This is a genomic window from Brumicola blandensis, assembly GCF_031846165.1.
Classification (GTDB): Bacteria; Pseudomonadota; Gammaproteobacteria; order Enterobacterales; family Alteromonadaceae; genus Glaciecola; species Glaciecola blandensis.
The window spans coordinates 636,459-655,432 of record NZ_JAVRIE010000001.1 but is presented as its reverse complement, the minus strand read 5'-3'; the positions used below and the strand labels follow the sequence as shown (position 1 = coordinate 655,432).

Annotated in this window: 21 protein-coding genes; 16 read left to right on the top strand and 5 right to left on the bottom strand. The window is 40.7% G+C overall.

Annotated features, from left to right (window positions below; genetic code table 11):
• Positions 1 to 81: 81 nt before the first annotated feature.
• Positions 82 to 1,230 carry a diguanylate cyclase domain-containing protein gene (locus tag RM544_RS02870; protein ID WP_311360266.1) on the bottom strand — a complete coding sequence of 383 codons (1,149 nt, stop codon included), beginning with the start codon at positions 1,228 to 1,230 and terminating at the stop codon, positions 82 to 84.
• A gap of 197 nt (positions 1,231 to 1,427) precedes the next feature.
• Between RM544_RS02870 and RM544_RS02865 the strand changes: the two genes are divergently transcribed.
• The 4 genes from RM544_RS02865 (at position 1,428) to bfr (RM544_RS02850) (ending at position 5,066) form a co-directional block, all read left to right on the top strand.
• Positions 1,428 to 2,375 carry an alpha/beta fold hydrolase gene (locus RM544_RS02865; protein ID WP_311360265.1) on the top strand — a complete coding sequence of 316 codons (948 nt, stop codon included), beginning with the start codon at positions 1,428 to 1,430 and terminating at the stop codon, positions 2,373 to 2,375.
• A 27-nt stretch (positions 2,376 to 2,402) separates the two neighbouring features.
• Complete coding sequence (locus tag RM544_RS02860; RefSeq protein WP_311360264.1) at positions 2,403 to 3,974, top strand: cation:proton antiporter family protein; 1,572 nt, start codon at positions 2,403 to 2,405, stop codon at positions 3,972 to 3,974.
• 149 nt (positions 3,975 to 4,123) lie between these two features.
• Positions 4,124 to 4,597, top strand: coding sequence for a bacterioferritin (bfr, locus tag RM544_RS02855; protein ID WP_311360263.1), 474 nt, complete (start codon positions 4,124 to 4,126; stop codon positions 4,595 to 4,597).
• A 1-nt stretch (position 4,598) separates the two neighbouring features.
• Entirely contained in the window at positions 4,599 to 5,066 is a 468-nt protein-coding gene (bfr, locus tag RM544_RS02850; RefSeq protein ID WP_311360262.1) for a bacterioferritin, read from the top strand.
• 21 nt (positions 5,067 to 5,087) lie between these two features.
• On the opposite strand, the gene RM544_RS02845 is transcribed toward bfr (RM544_RS02850), so the two are convergent.
• Positions 5,088 to 5,534: a hypothetical protein gene (locus tag RM544_RS02845; protein ID WP_311360261.1), complete on the bottom strand. Its 447-nt coding sequence runs from the start codon at positions 5,532 to 5,534 to the stop codon at positions 5,088 to 5,090.
• A gap of 205 nt (positions 5,535 to 5,739) precedes the next feature.
• Here RM544_RS02845 and ccoN point away from each other — a divergent pair, with 205 nt between their 5' ends.
• From ccoN to rssA, 12 genes are all read left to right on the top strand, one after another.
• Positions 5,740 to 7,176, top strand: a complete 1,437-nt coding sequence (gene ccoN, locus RM544_RS02840; protein ID WP_311360260.1) for a cytochrome-c oxidase, cbb3-type subunit I — start codon at positions 5,740 to 5,742, stop codon at positions 7,174 to 7,176.
• An 11-nt stretch (positions 7,177 to 7,187) separates the two neighbouring features.
• The gene (ccoO, locus tag RM544_RS02835) at positions 7,188 to 7,793 is read left to right on the top strand and encodes a cytochrome-c oxidase, cbb3-type subunit II (protein ID WP_311360259.1); all 606 of its coding nucleotides are present in this window, start codon (positions 7,188 to 7,190) and stop codon (positions 7,791 to 7,793) included.
• On the top strand, positions 7,793 to 7,966 hold the full coding sequence (locus RM544_RS02830) for a cbb3-type cytochrome oxidase subunit 3 (RefSeq protein WP_311360258.1): 174 nt from the start codon (positions 7,793 to 7,795) through the stop codon (positions 7,964 to 7,966). Before ccoO ends, RM544_RS02830 begins: the two co-directional genes overlap by 1 nt.
• 4 nt (positions 7,967 to 7,970) lie before the next feature.
• The gene (gene ccoP, locus RM544_RS02825) at positions 7,971 to 8,927 is read left to right on the top strand and encodes a cytochrome-c oxidase, cbb3-type subunit III (RefSeq protein WP_311360257.1); all 957 of its coding nucleotides are present in this window, start codon (positions 7,971 to 7,973) and stop codon (positions 8,925 to 8,927) included.
• Between the two features lie 113 nt (positions 8,928 to 9,040).
• Entirely contained in the window at positions 9,041 to 9,532 is a 492-nt protein-coding gene (locus RM544_RS02820; protein WP_311360256.1) for a FixH family protein, read from the top strand.
• A gap of 9 nt (positions 9,533 to 9,541) precedes the next feature.
• Positions 9,542 to 11,974 carry a heavy metal translocating P-type ATPase gene (locus RM544_RS02815; protein ID WP_311360255.1) on the top strand — a complete coding sequence of 811 codons (2,433 nt, stop codon included), beginning with the start codon at positions 9,542 to 9,544 and terminating at the stop codon, positions 11,972 to 11,974.
• Between the two features lie 9 nt (positions 11,975 to 11,983).
• Positions 11,984 to 12,223, top strand: coding sequence for a cbb3-type cytochrome oxidase assembly protein CcoS (gene ccoS, locus RM544_RS02810; RefSeq protein WP_311360254.1), 240 nt, complete (start codon positions 11,984 to 11,986; stop codon positions 12,221 to 12,223).
• On the top strand, positions 12,220 to 12,891 hold the full coding sequence (locus RM544_RS02805; RefSeq protein WP_311360253.1) for a sulfite exporter TauE/SafE family protein: 672 nt from the start codon (positions 12,220 to 12,222) through the stop codon (positions 12,889 to 12,891). Before ccoS ends, RM544_RS02805 begins: the two co-directional genes overlap by 4 nt.
• A 27-nt stretch (positions 12,892 to 12,918) precedes the next feature.
• Positions 12,919 to 13,656 (top strand): fumarate/nitrate reduction transcriptional regulator Fnr, encoded by a 738-nt coding sequence (fnr, locus tag RM544_RS02800; protein WP_311360252.1) that lies wholly within the window; start codon positions 12,919 to 12,921, stop codon positions 13,654 to 13,656.
• A gap of 99 nt (positions 13,657 to 13,755) precedes the next feature.
• The gene (uspE, locus tag RM544_RS02795; protein ID WP_311360251.1) at positions 13,756 to 14,655 is read left to right on the top strand and encodes a universal stress protein UspE; all 900 of its coding nucleotides are present in this window, start codon (positions 13,756 to 13,758) and stop codon (positions 14,653 to 14,655) included.
• A 167-nt stretch (positions 14,656 to 14,822) separates the two neighbouring features.
• Positions 14,823 to 15,719: a tRNA 2-thiocytidine(32) synthetase TtcA gene (gene ttcA / locus RM544_RS02790; RefSeq protein WP_311360250.1), complete on the top strand. Its 897-nt coding sequence runs from the start codon at positions 14,823 to 14,825 to the stop codon at positions 15,717 to 15,719.
• A gap of 10 nt (positions 15,720 to 15,729) precedes the next feature.
• Positions 15,730 to 16,659, top strand: coding sequence for a patatin-like phospholipase RssA (gene rssA / locus RM544_RS02785; RefSeq protein WP_311360249.1), 930 nt, complete (start codon positions 15,730 to 15,732; stop codon positions 16,657 to 16,659).
• An 88-nt stretch (positions 16,660 to 16,747) separates the two neighbouring features.
• On the opposite strand, the gene RM544_RS02780 is transcribed toward rssA, so the two are convergent.
• The 3 genes from RM544_RS02780 to RM544_RS02770 are packed head-to-tail and all read right to left on the bottom strand — an operon-like array spanning position 16,748 to position 18,913.
• Positions 16,748 to 17,395 carry a DUF2987 domain-containing protein gene (locus RM544_RS02780; protein WP_311360248.1) on the bottom strand — a complete coding sequence of 216 codons (648 nt, stop codon included), beginning with the start codon at positions 17,393 to 17,395 and terminating at the stop codon, positions 16,748 to 16,750.
• Positions 17,395 to 18,171 (bottom strand): glucosaminidase domain-containing protein, encoded by a 777-nt coding sequence (locus tag RM544_RS02775; RefSeq protein ID WP_311360247.1) that lies wholly within the window; start codon positions 18,169 to 18,171, stop codon positions 17,395 to 17,397. The genes RM544_RS02780 and RM544_RS02775 overlap by 1 nt, the downstream gene beginning before the upstream one ends.
• Complete coding sequence (locus RM544_RS02770) at positions 18,164 to 18,913, bottom strand: hypothetical protein (protein ID WP_311360246.1); 750 nt, start codon at positions 18,911 to 18,913, stop codon at positions 18,164 to 18,166. The genes RM544_RS02775 and RM544_RS02770 overlap by 8 nt, the downstream gene beginning before the upstream one ends.
• Positions 18,914 to 18,974 lie beyond the last annotated feature (61 nt).

Below are 18,974 nucleotides of genomic sequence, written 5' to 3'. Positions count from 1 at the left end.
AATCAATGGCTTATATTATAATATCGTAAATTAGTGACCTAAACGGTAGTTCAGCCTAATTAGGAATTGTTGACGACCTATCTACAATTCATCCGCAAATAGGTAATTGTTTTTCTGTTGATGCTTAGTCGTGTACATTGCTTTATCTGCTTTTATGCGCAGTTCATCCTGTCTTTCACCGTCATCAGGATAGATGGCAACTCCAATACTAAGATTGATTTTTATCTCATGTTCCTTATACGGAAGTCTTGAATCAAAGGCGCTAATCAGGCGTCGACATATTTCTTCACATGCTTCTTTGGTCACTGGATAGTGCAAAATAACCAAGAACTCATCACCACCTTGGCGACATGCAATATCAGTATCTCGAATCAAATCCTTAAGGCGGTTTGCTATTTCTTTCAGAGCAAAATCTCCCGCATCATGACCTAGTGCATCATTTATTAACTTAAAGTCATCGACGTCTATATAGAGAATGGCTGCCTTAAAACTGTGTCTTTTTGCCAAGTTTAAGGTTAAGTCTAACTGTTCTTGCGCAAGCCTTGGAGATGTCAGGCCCGTAAGATGATCATGATTGGCCAAATACTCTACTTTCTCATTCTGTGTTTCAAGTAATTCAAGAGAGCTTTTCAACTTCCTATAGTAAGCATATCCGGCAGTGAGAAAAAGCGTACTGGTTATTACACCACTGAATATTGCAATAGACCAAGCGCCCATGCTGCTTGCATATATATTGGGTTCGATCACGTGTGTAATTGTACCTTGTGAGAATAGGAGCCCTAGCATCGCGGTGCCACTAGAGGAAAATATTAAATAAATAATTGACGCTTTTAGAGAGAATATGCCCGCGATAATAAATGCTGCAAAAATGAAATGTATGAATCCCCCACTTTGGAGTCCGAATGAATACAAGCCCATAGCAGCTAAAAGGGTAAGAAACGCGCTTATGTAAAGGTAGTCGACTTTATAGTTTTCTTTTGTTGGCCTGAAATACATTATTATTGTCGATGCAGTTAATAATATATGCACCGCAAACACAAGCTGAAAGCCAAGGTTAGGCCAGCGAGCAAGGGATATCGGTAAACCAATACAGCACAAAATAACGAGCGCTAACATTAGGCGGTTAGCTATCTCCGCTTTTAGTGCATTAATTTCAGAGCTTATATTCGACACAAGTTGTGGTGACCTATATTTTTTATTCACGTCATCCATCGTCTTTGGTGACTTCATATCCTGTGTAAGCCGTCTAGGGAACATGTTAACAATACTAGCCACAGTAAAAAAAAGCAAAATTCGATAGACTAATTATCCAGATTGCTAAGTAAATCAGCGATTTGTCCTATTTTTATACTAATCTTCATTCGATTTATTATGCGTAATGATAGATACTAAGGCCATATAGATTATACGAGCAAAAGACGAAATCCATGACTTTACTTGTTGTTACCCTTATCGTTTTAGTTATTGTTGTACTCTGGCTACTGCTACTAAGAGTAGATACATCTTTCATTATCGCAACTGCTATTTATGACTCAGCAAATAAATTGGAAGCAAAAATAGCTTCTTTAAAACATTATAAAGGTTATAGCAAAGCGTTTGATGTGGAGACAAATTACCTTAGCAACGTAGCAACCTTCAATAATGATCGGCCAGTTCTTGTACTGGTACACGGCTTTAGTGCTGATAAATATATTTGGAATCGACTAGCCCTGAGATTGAAGAAAGATTATCAGTTATTCATCCCAGACTTGTTGGGTCACGGGGATACTGAATACAAATCCAGTCACAATTACAGTACAAAAAACCAAGTCAAATTGCTGCTGGAGATGTTAAATGACGCTAATATTCAGCAGTTTCATATCATCGGAAATAGTATGGGGGGATTGATGGCCGCTCAACTCCTGGAGATATGTCCAGAAAGGATCCAAAAATCAATCCTAATCGATCCCGCTGGTGTAAGTTCTGACTTTTCGCTACAAATGGCAAAAACAAATCAAAACCCATTTAACCACTATAACGAAGAAGACTTCTTCTATTTTTATGACTTAGTGATGACTAAACCTCCCTACATTCCTAAATTTGTGCTTAGGGCTTTAGCTAACAAGTACATTGGTAAACGGGAACAATATGTTCATATGTTTAGGGATTTTTTTAATCCAGACGATTTTTATCAACCACACGATCATAAAATTAACTCTACGGACACCATGTTAATATGGGGAGTCAATGATAAATTGATGCCTGTAGAGGACTACGTTATTTGGCAGAATATGTTAGATTCTAAAACAACGATATATGAAGATCTTGGCCATATGCCTATGGTGGAGGATGTGCGCAGAGTCGCTCGCGATATTAAACGCTTTCTCAAAGCGTAAACATTTTTATAAAATAAGTGACCCTCAATGGAATTTCTATTTTTACTCATCGCTTTTGTTTTTGGCCTTGGATTCCGATTTATCGGTTTACCCCCTTTAATTGGCTATTTGATTGCCGGTTTTGTGCTTAATGCATGGGGTTTTGAAAACAACGCAAGTTTGCAACAAATCGCAGACCTCGGCATCACCATTATGCTGTTTACTATCGGCCTCAAGTTAAATATTAATGATTTGTTGAAACGGGAAATTTGGCTAAGCAGTATTCTACATACCACTTTGTGGATAGCTATCGTCAGTACAGCCTTTTTTTTGTTCAGCTTTTTGGGCCTTCCTTATATAAGCGACTTGTCTAATGAAACGATTGCACTCATTGGATTTGCCTTCAGTTTCAGTTCTACCGTCTGTGTTGTCAAAATATTAGAGGAAAGCGGAGAAAGTAGAACAAGACACGGTAAAGTTGCCATTGGAATCCTGGTAATGCAAGATATCTTCGCCGTGCTATTCTTGGTAGCAGCAACAGGTAAGATCCCCTCTCCTTGGGCGCTAGCTTTGTTGTTACTCATTCCATTAACTCCACTGTTTAGAAAGCTCTTAGATCAATCTGGTCACGGCGAGCTACTGCCTTTAACTGGCTTTATTTTTGCGCTCGGCGGTTATCACTTATTTGAATTTGTTGGAGTGAAAGGTGACTTGGGCGCATTGATCTTTGGGGTTTTAATGGCGGGACACGTAAAAGCAAACGAGTTAGCAAAATCCTTACTTTCATTTAAGGATTTATTCCTGATTGGATTCTTTTTAACAATTGGTCTTACCGCCCTACCCACACTTGAAATAGCGGGTATCGCTATGTTAATTACCTTGTTGCTACCGATAAAATTTATGCTATTTTTTACTTTGTTCACTCAGTTCAGGTTACGAGCGAGAACGTCGTATCTGTCAGGACTTATTATGAGTAACTATAGTGAATTTGGTCTCATTGTCGGTGCGGTTGCTGTGAGTGTGGGCATGTTGGATAAAATATGGTTGGTTATTCTAGCGCTTAGTGTGTCGTTTTCATTCGTTTTTACGAGTGCTATTTATCGAACATCGCATAACAGTTATAAAAAGCATAAAGAGTTTTTAAAGCGTTATCAAAAACCATCTCCTTTAAAGGAAGACGTTTATCCGAGTATGCAGGGTACAAGAGTATTAGTTATTGGCATGGGTCGTGTTGGTAAAGGGGCATTCACCACCCTAGCCAAATTAATGGAAAATGGCGTCACGGGGATGGATGCAGACCTTGATAAAGTCAGCGCGTTAAAAGAGTTAGATTACAATGCAATACTTGGCGATGGAGAAAACATCGATCTTTGGGAAAACGTAAACATTTCAAAAGTTGAATTAGTCTTGCTGGCCCTACCATCCATTCAGGATTCGTCAAACATAACGCATCAGCTTCGTTCAGCCGGTTTTAAAGGTAAGATAGCTGCCATCGCTAGGTATGAGGATGAGGTAGCTCCGTTGATGGATGTTGGCGTAGATAAAGTATTTAACTTCTTTACTGAAGCCGGTCTTGGTTTTGCAGAAGAAAGTTTTGAATTGCTGGAGTCTACACCCTAGGCTTAACTTTTTATCAATTGCTAAGCTAAGACTTAATGAAAATCATTATCTTTTGTATGCGCATGAAATATAAAGAGTTTTTCCTTATTTGATTTGATCTGCATCAATCTTCAGGTATACTTTGGCGTATAAAAACTAAGGAGGTTATCATGAAAGGTAAACCCGAGATCATCAAAGCACTAAACGAAGTGCTCACCACAGAACTAACATCTATAAATCAATACTTTCTCCATGCTCGTATGTACAAAAACTGGGGTTTTGAGGCTCTCGATAAAGTGTGCTACAAAAAGTCAATTAAAGACATGAAGCAAGCTGATGAATTGATTGAGCGAATTCTCTTTCTCGAAGGTCTTCCTAACCTACAAGCGCTAGGTAAAATTAATATCGGTGAAGAGCCCAAAGAGATGTTGGAATGCGACATGCAGTTTCAATTGAAACAAGTCCCCCAAATGAAAAGTGCAATTGAATTATGTGAGCAGCACTTAGATTATGTGTCTCGTGATCTACTATCAACTATTCTCGATTACGAAGAAGAGCATTTTGATTGGTTAGACACACAGATGTATCAAATTGAACAAATGGGCATTCAGAACTATTTACAATCGCAAGTAGAGGAAGATTAATATGCAAGGTAATCAAAAAGTAATCGATGGCTTAAATGCCCTCCTCGGCTATGAGCTAGCCGCAATGGACCAATACTTCGCGCATTCTCAAATGTATTTAGATTGGGGCTTAAATAAATTATATGAGCGAATTAACCATGAGTTTGATGACGAAAAAGGCCATGCTACTAAACTGATTGAGCGTATGTTGTTTTTAGGCGGACAGCCTGATATGCAAACTAGAGTGGGTTTCAAGTTGGGAACTACCGTTCCAGATATGTTGCAAAGTGATTTACGTGTTGAATATGAAGTGGCAGAAAAACTTCGCGAAGTGATCGCGTTGTGCGAAACAGAGCAAGACTACGTAAGCAGAGATATGCTGCTGATTTTGTTAGATGATACAGAAATGGATCATGCTCACTGGTTAGAACAACAGTTAGGCTTAATTGAGCGCTTGGGTTTACCTAATTACCTTCAATCACAAATGTAGTGATGACAGCTTTGACGAAAGTTAGTCTAAGTACGTAAAGAAAATGGCTGAGCGTGTAAACTCTTGGCCTTTTTTATTGGTAACAGTGAATACTAAACGCCATTTCATGGTGTCTAAATTACAGCTGCCCAAAAAGGTCAAATAAGCTTCGTTTTCCTTAATAACAGGGGTTTTTCCCATGAACATATTCACTCCCTCTATCCATGCATTTTCAAGCTTAAGACCTTGAGACAGATCAAATTCTAGAAATATTTCCTCTTCGACGACGATATCACTTAAAAATTTTACGGAAATTTGCTCATTTTCAAGTCTAAATTCACACGAAGATGCGCTTAAATCGCACTCAGCACCCTGATAAGTTGAAAAATTTACATTTTCGTAATAACCCCCTATAAGTCCTATCAATACTAGGATTACTAGAAGAACACCCCTAGATTTTATGTGTTTTTTAGGCTTGTTATTTAACATTTTGTTTACCGTAAACATTCCTTTATTGACGAAGATCAAGTGGGACTTAAGTAATATATCTTTTTGTATTTAAAAACATTATTATCCACCTGTGATATCTCAGTAGATTACTCAACTTGCTAACACTACTCAACTAGGAAGCAAAAAAGGGCAATATACACTTTGAGATATAGTGATTTTTTCTCGACGCGGAAGATATAAAAATATGAGCGAAACAAGCCAAGTACAACCTGATTACAATTATAAAGTAGTCAGGCAATTCACAATAATGACGGTTGTTTGGGGCATCATTGGAATGTCACTAGGTGTGTTAATTGCTGCACAATTATTTGCTCCAGCACTTAACTTTGACATTCCATGGCTAACTTACTCTCGTTTACGTCCTTTACATACTAATGCTGTTATTTTCGCATTCGGTGGTTGTGCCCTTTTTGCTACCTCTTACTACATAGTTCAACGAACCTGTCAGATCCGTCTGTTTAGCGACAAATTAGCCGCTTTTACATTCTGGGGTTGGCAAGCTGTTATCGTTGCCGCCGTGGTGACCTTACCTTTTGGTGTTACCGCAAGTAAAGAGTACGCAGAACTAGAGTGGCCAATTGATATACTGATAACCCTAGTTTGGGTCGCTTATATCATCAACTTCTTCGGGACATTGGTTATTCGAAAGACCTCGCATATCTACGTTGCAAACTGGTTCCTTGGTGCATTTATGCTAACCGTTGCTGTACTTCACATAGGTAACAGCATGGCCATTCCTGTTTCATTCACCAAGTCTTACAGTATCTATGCAGGTGCAGTAGATGCGATGATGCAATGGTGGTATGGACATAACGCGGTAGGGTTCTTCCTAACAGCCGGTTTCCTTGGAATGATGTACTACTTCGTACCGAAGCAAGCAGGACGTCCGGTTTACTCGTACCGCTTGTCTATCGTTCACTTTTGGGCTTTAGTGTCTTTGTATATTTGGGCTGGTCCACACCACCTTCATTACACGGCTTTACCAGACTGGACCCAGTCACTTGGTATGGTGATGTCAATCATCCTTTTCGTACCGTCTTGGGGTGGCATGATCAACGGTATCATGACGCTATCTGGTGCTTGGCATAAGCTTAGAACAGACCCTGTTTTACGTTTCCTTATTGTTTCGTTATCTTTCTACGGCATGTCGACTTTCGAAGGCCCGATGATGGCAATTAAAACAGTTAACGCTTTATCACACTACACTGATTGGACAGTTGGTCATGTTCACTCTGGTGCACTCGGTTGGGTTGCAATGGTGTCCATTGGTTCGATTTATCACTTAGTACCAATATTGTTTGGTCAACCTAAAATGTATAGTACTAAGCTAATCAACGTGCATTTCTGGTTAGCAACTATCGGCGTAGTTCTATACATCGTTGCTATGTGGATGTCAGGCGTACTTCAGGGTTTAATGTGGAGAGCGGTTAACGCAGACGGCACACTAACCTACTCTTTCGTTGAGTCGCTAGAAGCTTCTAAACCTTTCTATATTGTACGATTCATTGGTGGTTTATTTGTTGTTGTCGGTATGTTAATCATGGCCTACAACTGCTACCGCACGATTCTAGCCCCTAAACAAAGCGTTGCTAGTGATTCACCTGCAACAGCTGCAGCATAAGGAGTTTGAAAATGAAAAATCCACATGAGTTGTTAGAAAAGAATGTTGGCCTTCTCACTATTCTTATCCTTATTGCGATTAGTTTTGGTGCGATGGCTCAAATATTACCTTTGATGTTTGATCAGCAAGCGCTTCAGCCAGTGAAGGGTTTACGCCCTTACACTGCCCTAGAGCTTGAAGGTCGCGACATATACATTCGCGAAGGGTGTGTAGGCTGTCATAGTCAAATGATCCGTCCATTCCGTTCAGAGACTGAGCGCTATGGTCACTACAGTGTTGCTGGTGAATCAGTGTGGGAACGCCCATTCCTATGGGGCTCCAAACGTACTGGTCCAGACCTTGCCCGTGTTGGTCAACGCTACAGCGACGAATGGCACAGAGTTCACTTGATTAATCCAAGAAACGTTGTACCTGAATCTAATATGCCTGGTTACCCGTGGTTAGCTGAAAATACGCTTGATGGTGCTGATATCGTCAAGAAGATGGAAGTTAATCGTATGTTGGGCATGCCTTATACAGATGAAGATATTGCAGGTGCTGAAGCTGCAGTAAAAGGGAAAACAGAAATGGAAGCCCTTATTGCTTATCTTCAACAACTTGGGACACATTTAAAATAATGGACCAAGGGACTATAGGCACAATATTTACGGTTGTCGTGTTTGTTGTTTTCGTTGGCGTTTGTTTGTGGGCATTCAGCAGCCGCAACAAAAAAAGCTTTGATGAAGCAGCAAACTTAGTTTTCGATGACGAAGAAAAGAAAGAATTAAATAAAAAAGATCAGGAGTCTTAAACTCATGAGTATGTTTTGGACAATTTGGATATCAGTGATATCTCTAGGTACTATCGTAGGTTGTTACTTCCTATTACGATGGACTCTCGCGAATAAAACAGGTGTTGAAGAAGGCGTGTCTATGGGGCATGAGTTCGACGGCATTGAAGAGTTAAACAATCAACTTCCTCGTTGGTGGACGATCTTATTCTATATTTGTATCGTTTGGGGTGTCGCTTATTTGATTATCTACCCAGGCCTAGGCGGGTTTAAAGGTGTCATCGGTTGGACAAGTTCAAATCAAGGTGTGTTGTCTTTAGAAGAGTCAAAGTTGGCGCTAGAAGAAGACATTGCTGCAGGTAACTTGAACGAATATGCGCTACAAGTGAAGTATGCGAATGAAAAATTCGACCCTATCTTCGCTGAATACGCAAAGACGCCAGTTGAAGTCTTAGCAGAAAATGAAGAAGCTATTCAAGTTGGGCAACGTTTATTCTTGCAAAACTGTGCTCAATGCCATGGCTCTAATGCGAAAGGTGCGGCATCTGGCTTCCCTAACCTGACGGATGATGATTGGCTGTACGGCGGATCGGGTGACAAAATCAAGGAAACTCTTGTTTTAGGTCGTCGAGGCGCAATGCCAGGTTGGTTAAACAGTATGGGTGAAGACGGTGTTGCAGAGGTTGTCGCATATACCTTGAGCTTAAGTGGCAGAGATGTTGACCAAGGCTTGAAAGAAAAAGGTAAAGCACGTTTTGCTGTATGTGCTGCATGTCACGGTATGGATGGCAAAGGCAATCAATTGCTTGGCGCGCCTAACCTAACTGATAATATTTGGTTGTATGGCGGGAATGAAAAATCCGTGACACAAACACTTTATTATGGTCGAAATGGTGTTATGCCAGCCTTCAAAGAAACACTAGGTGAAGACAAAATTCACGTTGTCGCCGCTTACGTTTATAGCCTGTCTAACAGTCAGTAAAAAACGAACAAAAAGCCTCGAGTTCTCGGGGCTTTTCTTTATCTTATTCGGTATAATTTCTCGCGCTGTTGCAAACTCAGCAAAAGCTTTCTCAATTTTACCTTTGGAGTTTTATGGAAACGCAGGATATTAAACCTTGGTACAAACAATTCTACCCATGGTTTCTCATTTGTATTCCCCTTTCCTCTTTTATTGTCGGCGGGATTGTCATTAGTTACGCGACAGACGGAAGTGATAGTTTAGTCATTGATGACTATTACAAAGAAGGGAAAACAATCAATTCACGCTTAGATAAAATACAGGCAGCCAAGGAGCTAGAAATAAAAACGTTATTCAATATTGAAGATGGCATCATCTCAGTTGAGTTTGTTTCAGGCCTACCTAGCACGCTAGAAGCATTGAAGTTGGATTTTTTCCATGTAACGCAGGAAGAGAAAGATTTTCATGTGTTATTGAGCGCTGATGCAAATGGTATCTACAGAGCTTCCACAGACGCTGATTATCAAGGTAAATGGCGAGTTCGATTAACGCCTTTAGATGAAGCTTGGAAAGTACAACAAAATGTAAATCTACCGGCACGTTCTCCTATCAAACTAGAGCCTTAGTCAACGAACATGAGCATCAATATTCCAGAAGGCGGCTGCTTTCACTGCGGTCTACCCAATCTTGAAGGCAACAAATACCCTGTTACGATTCTAGGTGTGAGTCATTCAATGTGTTGTCCAGGTTGCCAAGCTGTGGCTTCTTCAATTGTCGATAACGGGCTAGAAAGCTACTACGAATTTAGAACAGAGCCAGCAGCTCGTGGCGATGCAGCCTTAGATAATACCTTGGCTAAGTTAGCGGTTTATGATGAACCCGAATTACAAGAAGAATTCGTTTTTGATATTGGAACAGATAAAGAAATTCAACTCACCGTTGAAGGCATTACTTGCGCCGCTTGTGGTTGGTTAATAGAAAAGCAATTAGCTAAAACAAAGGGAATAAAGCAGGTATCTGTCAATGTTGGTGCTCGCAGAGCAATGGTCATTTGGGACAACAACGTTCTAAAACTTTCCCAAGTGTTAAGACAATTAAAAACAATCGGTTATGAATCCTTGCCGTTCCAAGCTGATAGCCATGAAGCTTCTTATCAACGAGAACAAAAAAGTTTTTTGAAAAAAGTAGGTCTGTCGGGCTTGATGACAATGCAAGTTATGATGTTAGCAATGGGTCAGTATTTCGACTTATTCGGTAATATCGATGCGGAAACAACTAAATATTTCAATTGGATAAGCTTAGTCCTTACGACTCCTGTGGTGTTATATGCAGGCAGTGTATTTTATCTCAGCGCAATGAAAGCAATTATGGCGCGAACGGTGAATATGGATATCCCGGTAACAATAGCTATTTTAGCAACCTATATCGCTGGTTTCTTTACGGTGAATAAACCGAATGCAGAGGTTTATTTTGAGTCTATTTGCATGTTCATCTTTTTCTTGTTGATTAGTCGTTTTTTGGAACATCGATCTAGACACAAAGCAACGCAGATATCTTCAAACATGTTAAAGCATATCCCGGTTACTGCCAATTTGTGGACAGGCAAAGAGGCACGCTCCGTACTAGCAAAACAACTCAAAGTTGACGACCTCGTTTTGGTCAAGGCTGGTGAGATTATTCCAGTCGACGGATTCATTGTTGAGGGGAAAGCCCTACTAGATGAATCAATGCTTACCGGTGAGTTTGAGCCCGTAACAAAACAAGTTAACGACCCCGTGTTTGGCGGTACCATTAATCAAAATGGCGCTATCAAGTTGAAGGTAAGTAAAACCCTCAAACATGCAATGGTGAATCAAATACTTAGATTGCAAGAAACTGCCCTATCAAGTAAGCCCAAAGTGGCTCTCATTGCGGATAAACTGAGTCGTTACTTTGTGGTAGCTGTTTTAACGATTTCAGCACTTACCTATGCATTTTGGGCTTACCAAGGCAATGAGCACGCCTTTTGGATTACGATATCGGTACTTGTCGCAACCTGCCCGTGTGCACTAGGCTTGGCGACGCCATCTGCCCTTACATGCGCAATGGCTAGGTTAAACAAGCAAGGTATTTTGCTTAAACGAGCTGACGCTCTTGAGCAGCTTACTGAAGTTACCGACATTGTATTTGATAAAACAGGTACATTAACCCATGGTGAATTCACAATAGACAAGTCTTGGTTTGCTGATAACGAATCAGCGTCAATCGATAAATATCGAAGCATCGCAAAAAGTATAGAGTTGCAGTCTGAGCACCCTATTGCTAAGGCATTCGGATCATTAGAAACGCAGACTGATTTATTCGCCGTGGATGATTTGCAAGTAGTCATAGGTAAAGGCTTAAATTGTAAAATTGGAAAAAATCAATACCATATCGGCTCTCCGAATTACATTCTAGGGAAGATTCCGGCCGAAGCGCTCAGTGAACAACAACGAAATGAACTTCAGGGGGCAAACGTACTCCTGAGTGAAAACGACACACTTGTCTCAGCATTCTGGTTAAGAGATAAGTTAAAAGAAGATGTGGTAGACGTCATCAAAGCCTTAGCTCCCTACGAGCAAACAATATTAAGTGGTGATACCTTACAGAATGTGACACATGTCGCTAACAGCCTAAATATTAAAAATACCGTGGCTGAACAAGCACCTGAACAAAAACTGATGTACATAAAACAACTTCAAGCAAATGGGCGCAGTGTATTAATGCTGGGTGATGGTATTAATGATGCACCTGTTTTAGCAGTGTCAGATGTTAGCGTCGCGGTGGGAAATGCATCTGATCTGGCTAAAAATGCGGCTGATGTTATTTTATTGAATCAAGACTTAGCCTCTCTATTACATGTCATCAATATGGCCAAACGTACTAAGCGAAAGATTAAGCAGAATATTGCGTGGGCGCTGTCATACAACATACTTGTATTACCTTTTGCCATTGGTGGATTTCTAACACCTTGGATGGCGGCTCTAGGGATGTCGATAAGTTCTATTATAGTGGTGTATAATTCCACGCGTTTAATGCGCAACAGCTAGGAAGAAGCCGTGAGTATCATTTATGTATTGATCCCATTAGCCATTATCATCGTCGGAATTGCTATCGGTGTATTCTTTTGGGCAGTAAAAAGTAATCAGTTTGAAGACTTAGATCGTCAAGGGTACAGCATTCTATTTGATGACGATATCAAGTCAGAAAGTGCTGAAAAGACGAATGACGCAGCGGATAGCAACGCGAACGAACAACAGGCTGAATTAGCTAAAGACAAAAAAGAACCAAAGCGTTGAATCCCGATTTCAATCTATTAAGTGCATTTTTAATTGGGCTTGCTGGGGGGGTACACTGCATAGGCATGTGTGGCGGTATTGCTAGTGCTTTCACCTTTGCTATTCCGAAAAACGTTTCACAACTCACCTATATCTGTGCCTACAACATTGGTCGTATATTGAGTTATACCGCAGCTGGCGCGTTAACAGGGTATATTGGCAGCATAATAAGCACCAGTGCGAATAACGCGTTCCCAATATTTCAAATAATTAGCATCGTGTTTATGGTGTTGCTGGCACTTTATATCAGTGATTGGTACAAAGGCCTTTCAGCACTAGAACGCCTGGGAAGCCATCTTTGGCGACATATTTCCCCGATTGGTAAAAAGCTTATCCCATTTAAAAACCCATTATACACAATAGCTTACGGGATGATTTGGGGTTGGCTGCCTTGTGGTTTAGTCTACTCCATGCTCAGTTGGTCATTGGCAAGCGAAAGTGTTTATCAAGGCGCTTCGATGATGTTGTTCTTTGGCTTGGGGACGCTACCTGCGGTCATGGCAACTAGCCTTGGTGCAGGTTTCTTACTGCCCATTTTTCAACATAAATACACTCGAAAAATGATTGCTATTCTACTACTTGCGTTTTCTTTGATCTTGACCTACGACCTTGTTACAGGTAATAATTGATCTGAAAATCATCAAAAAGAGTAAGTCATGGCAAAAGGTCCAGAACTCTCAATTCACTGCCAAAGTTGTAGCTTTAGTCATTTGTGTTTACCGGTTAGTTTAAACAAAAATGAACTTGATACCTTGGACGATATCATTGAGCGAAAAAAACCCCTTCATAAAAACGATAAATTAGTCCGTTATGGTGACAAATTCCATTCATTATATGCCGTACGTTCAGGTTCATTTAAATCTTATGTTAGTGATAAAGACGGTGTTGAGCAGATTATTGGGTTCCACTTCCCTGGCGATATTATCGGATTCGACGCATTGAAAGACGATAAGCATGGCAGTTATACCCAAGCGTTAGAAACTGCAATGGTGTGCGAACTGCCTTACGAGACCTTAGATGAGATGTCAGTCAGATTTCCAAAACTAAGACAACAAATCATGCGTTTCATGAGTGCTGAAATCAAACACGACCACGATTTGATGATGTTACTCAGTAAAAGAAGCGCAGAAGAGCGTCTTCTTCACTTTTTAAGTCACTTATCTCAGCGATTTGAAGAACGAGGCTTTTCCGCCAAGCAATTCAATTTATCGATGACGCGTAATGAAATTGGTAATTATTTGGGCTTGACGGTTGAGACTATTAGCCGCTTGCTAACCCGATTCCAAAAAGAAGATCTGATTAAGGTTGATGGCAAGTTAATCACTATTAGTGATTTCGACGGCATAAAGCAACGCCTTCCCGATATGGAAATAAACTTTACCCAAGTTTGTTAAGTTTATTATTCGCAAACTTGATCTGGGGCAATGTGGTTACTAGCACATTGCCCATAAATATCTACAATATACATAGATAACAACGTTCTGGAGAACACTATGTTTACTTGTAGCAAAATTTTAGCTGTCATTGACCCAAGCACAAAACAACAACCTTCACTCAATCGAGCTATTTTCCTTGCTGAAAAAACCGGTGCTAGCGTCGTTGCCCTATCCTCAATTTACGATAAGTCATATGACATGGCCGCGATCCTCACAAGCGACGAACGCTACGAAATGAAACAGGCAATGTTAGAACATGAATCGCTTAACCTAACTGCCCTGCTAAAGGAACTAACTACTGACGTTAACATTAGCACCAAGATTAAATGGCAAAAGAAGTTGCATGAATCCGTGGTGGAAACTTGCCAGGAAGAATCATGTGACCTGATTGTGAAATCCACTAAGAAGCATGGCATGTTAGCATCTAGTATTTTCACACCGAATGATTGGCATATTTTGCGCAACGCGCCTGTTGATGTGCTTTTGGTCAAAGATCATGAATGGACAAATAATGGTAAAGTCCTTGCTTCTATTGGTGTTTCAGCTAAAGATGATCAGCATATAAGCTTGAGTGATAAAATCGCTGAAACAGGAAATGAGCTAGCTAAATTGACGAACTCAACACTTCACTTGGCCAATTCTTATGCTGGCGCGCCTGTGCACATTGCCGTGGAAGTCCCGAATTTTGCGCCAGAAGTTTACAATCGTTCAGTACAAGAAAGACATACGAATAAGTTGAATGAGCTAGCCACGACTCATTCCCTTCAGGATGCTACGATGCATGTACTAGAGGGCTTGCCTGAAGATGTTATTCCTAAGCTAAGTAATGAACTGGACGCAGATTTACTGATAATAGGATCTGTTGGGCGAAGAGGTATTTCAGCAGCCCTGTTGGGGAATACTGCAGAAATGATTATCGATGCGGTTAATTGTGACACGCTCATCATAAAGCCATAAACAAACACCCTCGTTTTTACACAAAACCAAAGAGATGCCTAAATCGGGCATCTCTTTTCATTCCTTGTTTGCTTACCCAGACAACAAGCTTTAAAATGTGCGCCAAAGATTAGGTATGCGAGCATCATCCATACTTTTATAGGTCGGCACATTCACAGGCATACACAGTGGTTCAAACTTCAAACTTACCTAAGCAAAAATATAACAATGACAAACTCGTAAAGCGCATTCGCAGAAATGTGGGCAAAGCGATAGCAGACTATCAGATGATTGAAGATGGTGATGTTGTTATGGCTGCCATTAGTGGTGGCAAGGACAGCTTTGTGATGTTGGACATTTTGCTTAGTTTACAGCAATCAGCCCCGATTAATTTTGAGGTTATCGCCGTTAACTTGGACCAAAAGCAACCCGGTTTTCCAGAGGATATTCTACCGAGTTATTTGGAACAGAAAAATATTCCTTATTATATTATCGATAAAGACACCTACTCTGTTGTTAAGTCCAAAATAGAAGATGGAAAAACCACATGTGGATTGTGTTCACGTTTAAGGCGCGGAAGTTTATATTCCTTCGCTGAAAAAATTGGCGCGACTAAAATCGCCTTGGGTCATCACATGGATGATATGGTGGAAACAACCTTTTTAAACATGTTCTATGGTGCCAAGCTAAAATCCATGCCACCAAAGCTCTTATCAGATGATAAGCGCAACATCGTCATTCGCCCTCTAGCCTACTGCCGCGAGAAAGATATCGCTTCACTGGCTGCAATTCGAGAGTACCCTATCATTCCATGCAACCTTTGTGGTTCACAAGAAAACTTGCAACGTCAAAACGTGAAAGCAATGTTGAATGAATGGGATAGACAAACGCCTGGCAGAGTCGAGAATATCTTTAATGCTACAAAGAGCATTATCCCGAGCCAATTGGCTGATACCGACTTATTTGACTTCAAGGGGCTGCAAATAGACCGCAGTTCCGAACGTAAAGCGTATGACTTCAATAGTGAAGAAGTCTCTTCGACTAACATAGATGAATCTTTAGTGATTCAAATAGCAAACTTGTAAAAGGAATTTCATGAAAATTGGACTTGCATTAGGTGCAGGAGCAGCCAGAGGTTGGGCCCATATTGGGGTTATTCGCGCGTTACAGCGTGCCGGCATACAAATTGATGTCATCGCCGGATGTTCAATTGGGGCCTACGTAGGGGCTGCCTATGCCAGTGGTAAGTTAGACGAACTTGAAGCATGGGCAAACACCTTAACCGAATGGCAAGTTTTTAGATTACTGGGTGTTGGCTTTAAGCGTGGTGGTTTAGCAAGTGGTCAAAAAGTATTCGACAAACTTAAAGATGAGTTTTGTGCTGAACGCTTTGATGAGATGAATATACCATTTGCTTGCGTATCAACAGATTTGTACTCTGGGAAAGAAGTTGTCTTTAATCAAGGTGAACTTGGTGATTCTATTCAAGCTTCCTGCGCAATCCCTGCTCTATTCAGCCCAGTTCACCACCAAGGCCGCTGGTTAGTTGACGGCGCCGTCGTTAACCCTGTTCCGGTGAATCAATGCCGACAGCTAGGTGCTGATTTTGTGATAGCAGTAAATCTCAGTGCTGATTTTCGTCCTAGATTGATAGAAACATGTGAAAAAGAACATGAAGAGAATCAAAAGCGTACTGATGATTTACTCGATCGCGCTAGTGAAGGCTTTATGAAGAAGTGGTTTTCTCCGGAGCCTAAACCAAACAAGGCGACGCCTCCTGGTATTGTCAGTGTTATGAGTAGTTCGCTGGAAATCTTGCAAGCACGTGTGACACGATCTAGGTTAGCAGGCGAGCCACCTGACATTTTAATTGAACCACAGCTGAGAGATGTAGGCATCCTCGAGTTTCATAGAGCGATTGAAGTAGCAGAGAAAGGGAGTCAGGCGGTTGAAAGACTATCCGAACAGCTACTTTATCAATTAGGCATGGACAAAGTAGCTGCTGGTTTAAAAGAGAAGCACTAGAAGGTCTATTTTAACAGGAGTCACTACGCTAACGGGAATGAAGGTGCCAAAGGCAATGAGTTCCCTTGCTAACTAGCCTTAAGCGTTATTACTTAGTAGCTATAGCGGTTATGCGTAACGGCTTTCGCTGTAATCTAAGGCCCCTTTCATTTTCAAACCACTCGTCATTTAACATCAAGGTGCCTTCACTTACTCTTTCACCCGTTTTAGTTGCTTCGCTTAGGTTTGTATCTTCAAATTGAAACATTAGACCACTTACGTTGGGCATCATAAACGACAGAAAACTTCCCATTTCATTGAAGAAGGCTTCGTATTGCTGGTACAGAAAGCTTAATTCTTCGAAAGTATAGTTCTCTTTTAAGTATTCAGGTTTTGTTTCCAACTGAACTGAAATGTCACATTGGTTTGACGGTTCTTTGAAGTCTATGACTACCTTTGCATTAGCAAGATTAAGTGCCTTTTCTGATTGAATCGTAAAGCGCTGCTCTTTGCTCACTTTCAATGGCATTTGCTTTTTTTCGGTGCTAATCCGAGCTGAATTTATATGACAAAGCTTACCATTTTGTACATAAGTAAAACCGAAAGCGAATTGCAGGGCCTGTGTATCCTCATTGTCTAATTTCTTTACATGACTATAGAATGTCTTGTAAGCGACTTCGACTTCATCTGCCAGCGCAGGAGAAGCGATAAACGCGCATCCCAATGCTAATACAGTCCCAACAATTGCTTTCTTCATTACATCAAATCCTGATTTGTTCTTATCATATGTTTAAGCTCAACGACATAGTCGTCACCACGCTCGGAATACTTGGTCAAACCTTCGGTAAGCGCCGTGGCTGATATTGGTTTCATTTGGTCACGTAATTGCTTTCTGATTGCACGCATCTCTTTATATGCATCATGTCGATTTAAATTTCTCAAATAGGTGTACATACCTGTCGACAAATCATCAAACTTAGCCACTTCATGCGCAGCGCCATCGTTACGTCTTTTAGGAACAAAGCCACAGCCTTTCCTAAAACACCACAATCCAAAAAAGTTATAACCTTTTCTAGCAAACCTCGATGTGCCCCAAGCGCTTTCATTCGCAGTTTGAACGAGTACTAATTCTACCGGAACAATGTCGATACGCGTTAAAAGTTTGTCAAAAACGAGTTCTAGATCATCATTTTCCTCTACTCTGTACTCCTTCATAAGCCAAAGAAGTTCTTCCATTTGGTTTTCGGTAATTTGCTCTTCTGCAATATGTTTAGCACGGAGTCCATGAACGAACTCTCGTTGTAGCAAAATGTGGGCATTCTGTGTTTCAACCTCAGGACGGAGATAGGAAAAAAACGCCTTCTTTTTTTCTGTGGTCTGTTTAATTTCTGCAAAGTCGGGAATGGCTTGCTTGGCACTCACCGATTGTGGGATTTCTTGAATTTCAGATTTTTGGGGCTGTAAAAAATAAACAGAGAATACAACAAGAAGCAAAACCGTAATTGCGATCGAAATTATCTTTAACTTATGCATCAAAGTGTGTTTCCTCTTCTGAATGTTCTGGCGCATTTTGAACCTCGCTAATGCCACCAAATAAATCATTGTACAGGATCCCTTTAAAATTAAAGAACAAAGGGCCTACCCAAATCAGAGCGAATCCAAACGTTATCATGACGAAGATGAACATTGCAAAGAAAGCCAAGTAGCACAGAGCGATCTTCACTAGGTATTTATTTGAGACTTTAATGGACAATACTAACGCAGCTAAGGGACTCATTGCTTTATCGGCCACCAGTGCTTGCACGAACATGGTAGTGACCAGTACATAGATTCCAGGCAACAAGAAAAGTGCAAAGCCGAGTTGCGATAGCAATGCCACCATCAAGGTCGCTGACGCGACAAAGATAAAAATTGGGTAATACGCCCACAACATGCTAAAAGTGACCGCCTCTTTGCGCTCAGTTCTAACACCAATCATGGTCAAACCTACTAACATTGGCGCGATTAAGCATTCCAGTATCATTTGGAATAGATATCTGGTTTCTAAAGGGATTGCTTCAAATTGTTCTACGGTTTGAATCTCGTATATTTGGAAAAAAACGATGGTAATGCCCAAAGCGAAAAAAACCGCAGCAAGGATGCACTTCAGAATGGTTGCCATATTTTTTCGGGAGGCTTCACCTGCCCGCATGAATAAACTTTTTATATCGAAATCGTACTGTCCATTTAGCGCTTTTTCCAAGGCTTCTGACTCATTCTTATTTTGTTGGAACACAACTCACCATAATTGTTTCGGGTACCCTCGTATAATAACTGATTACACCCTGTTTGGATCG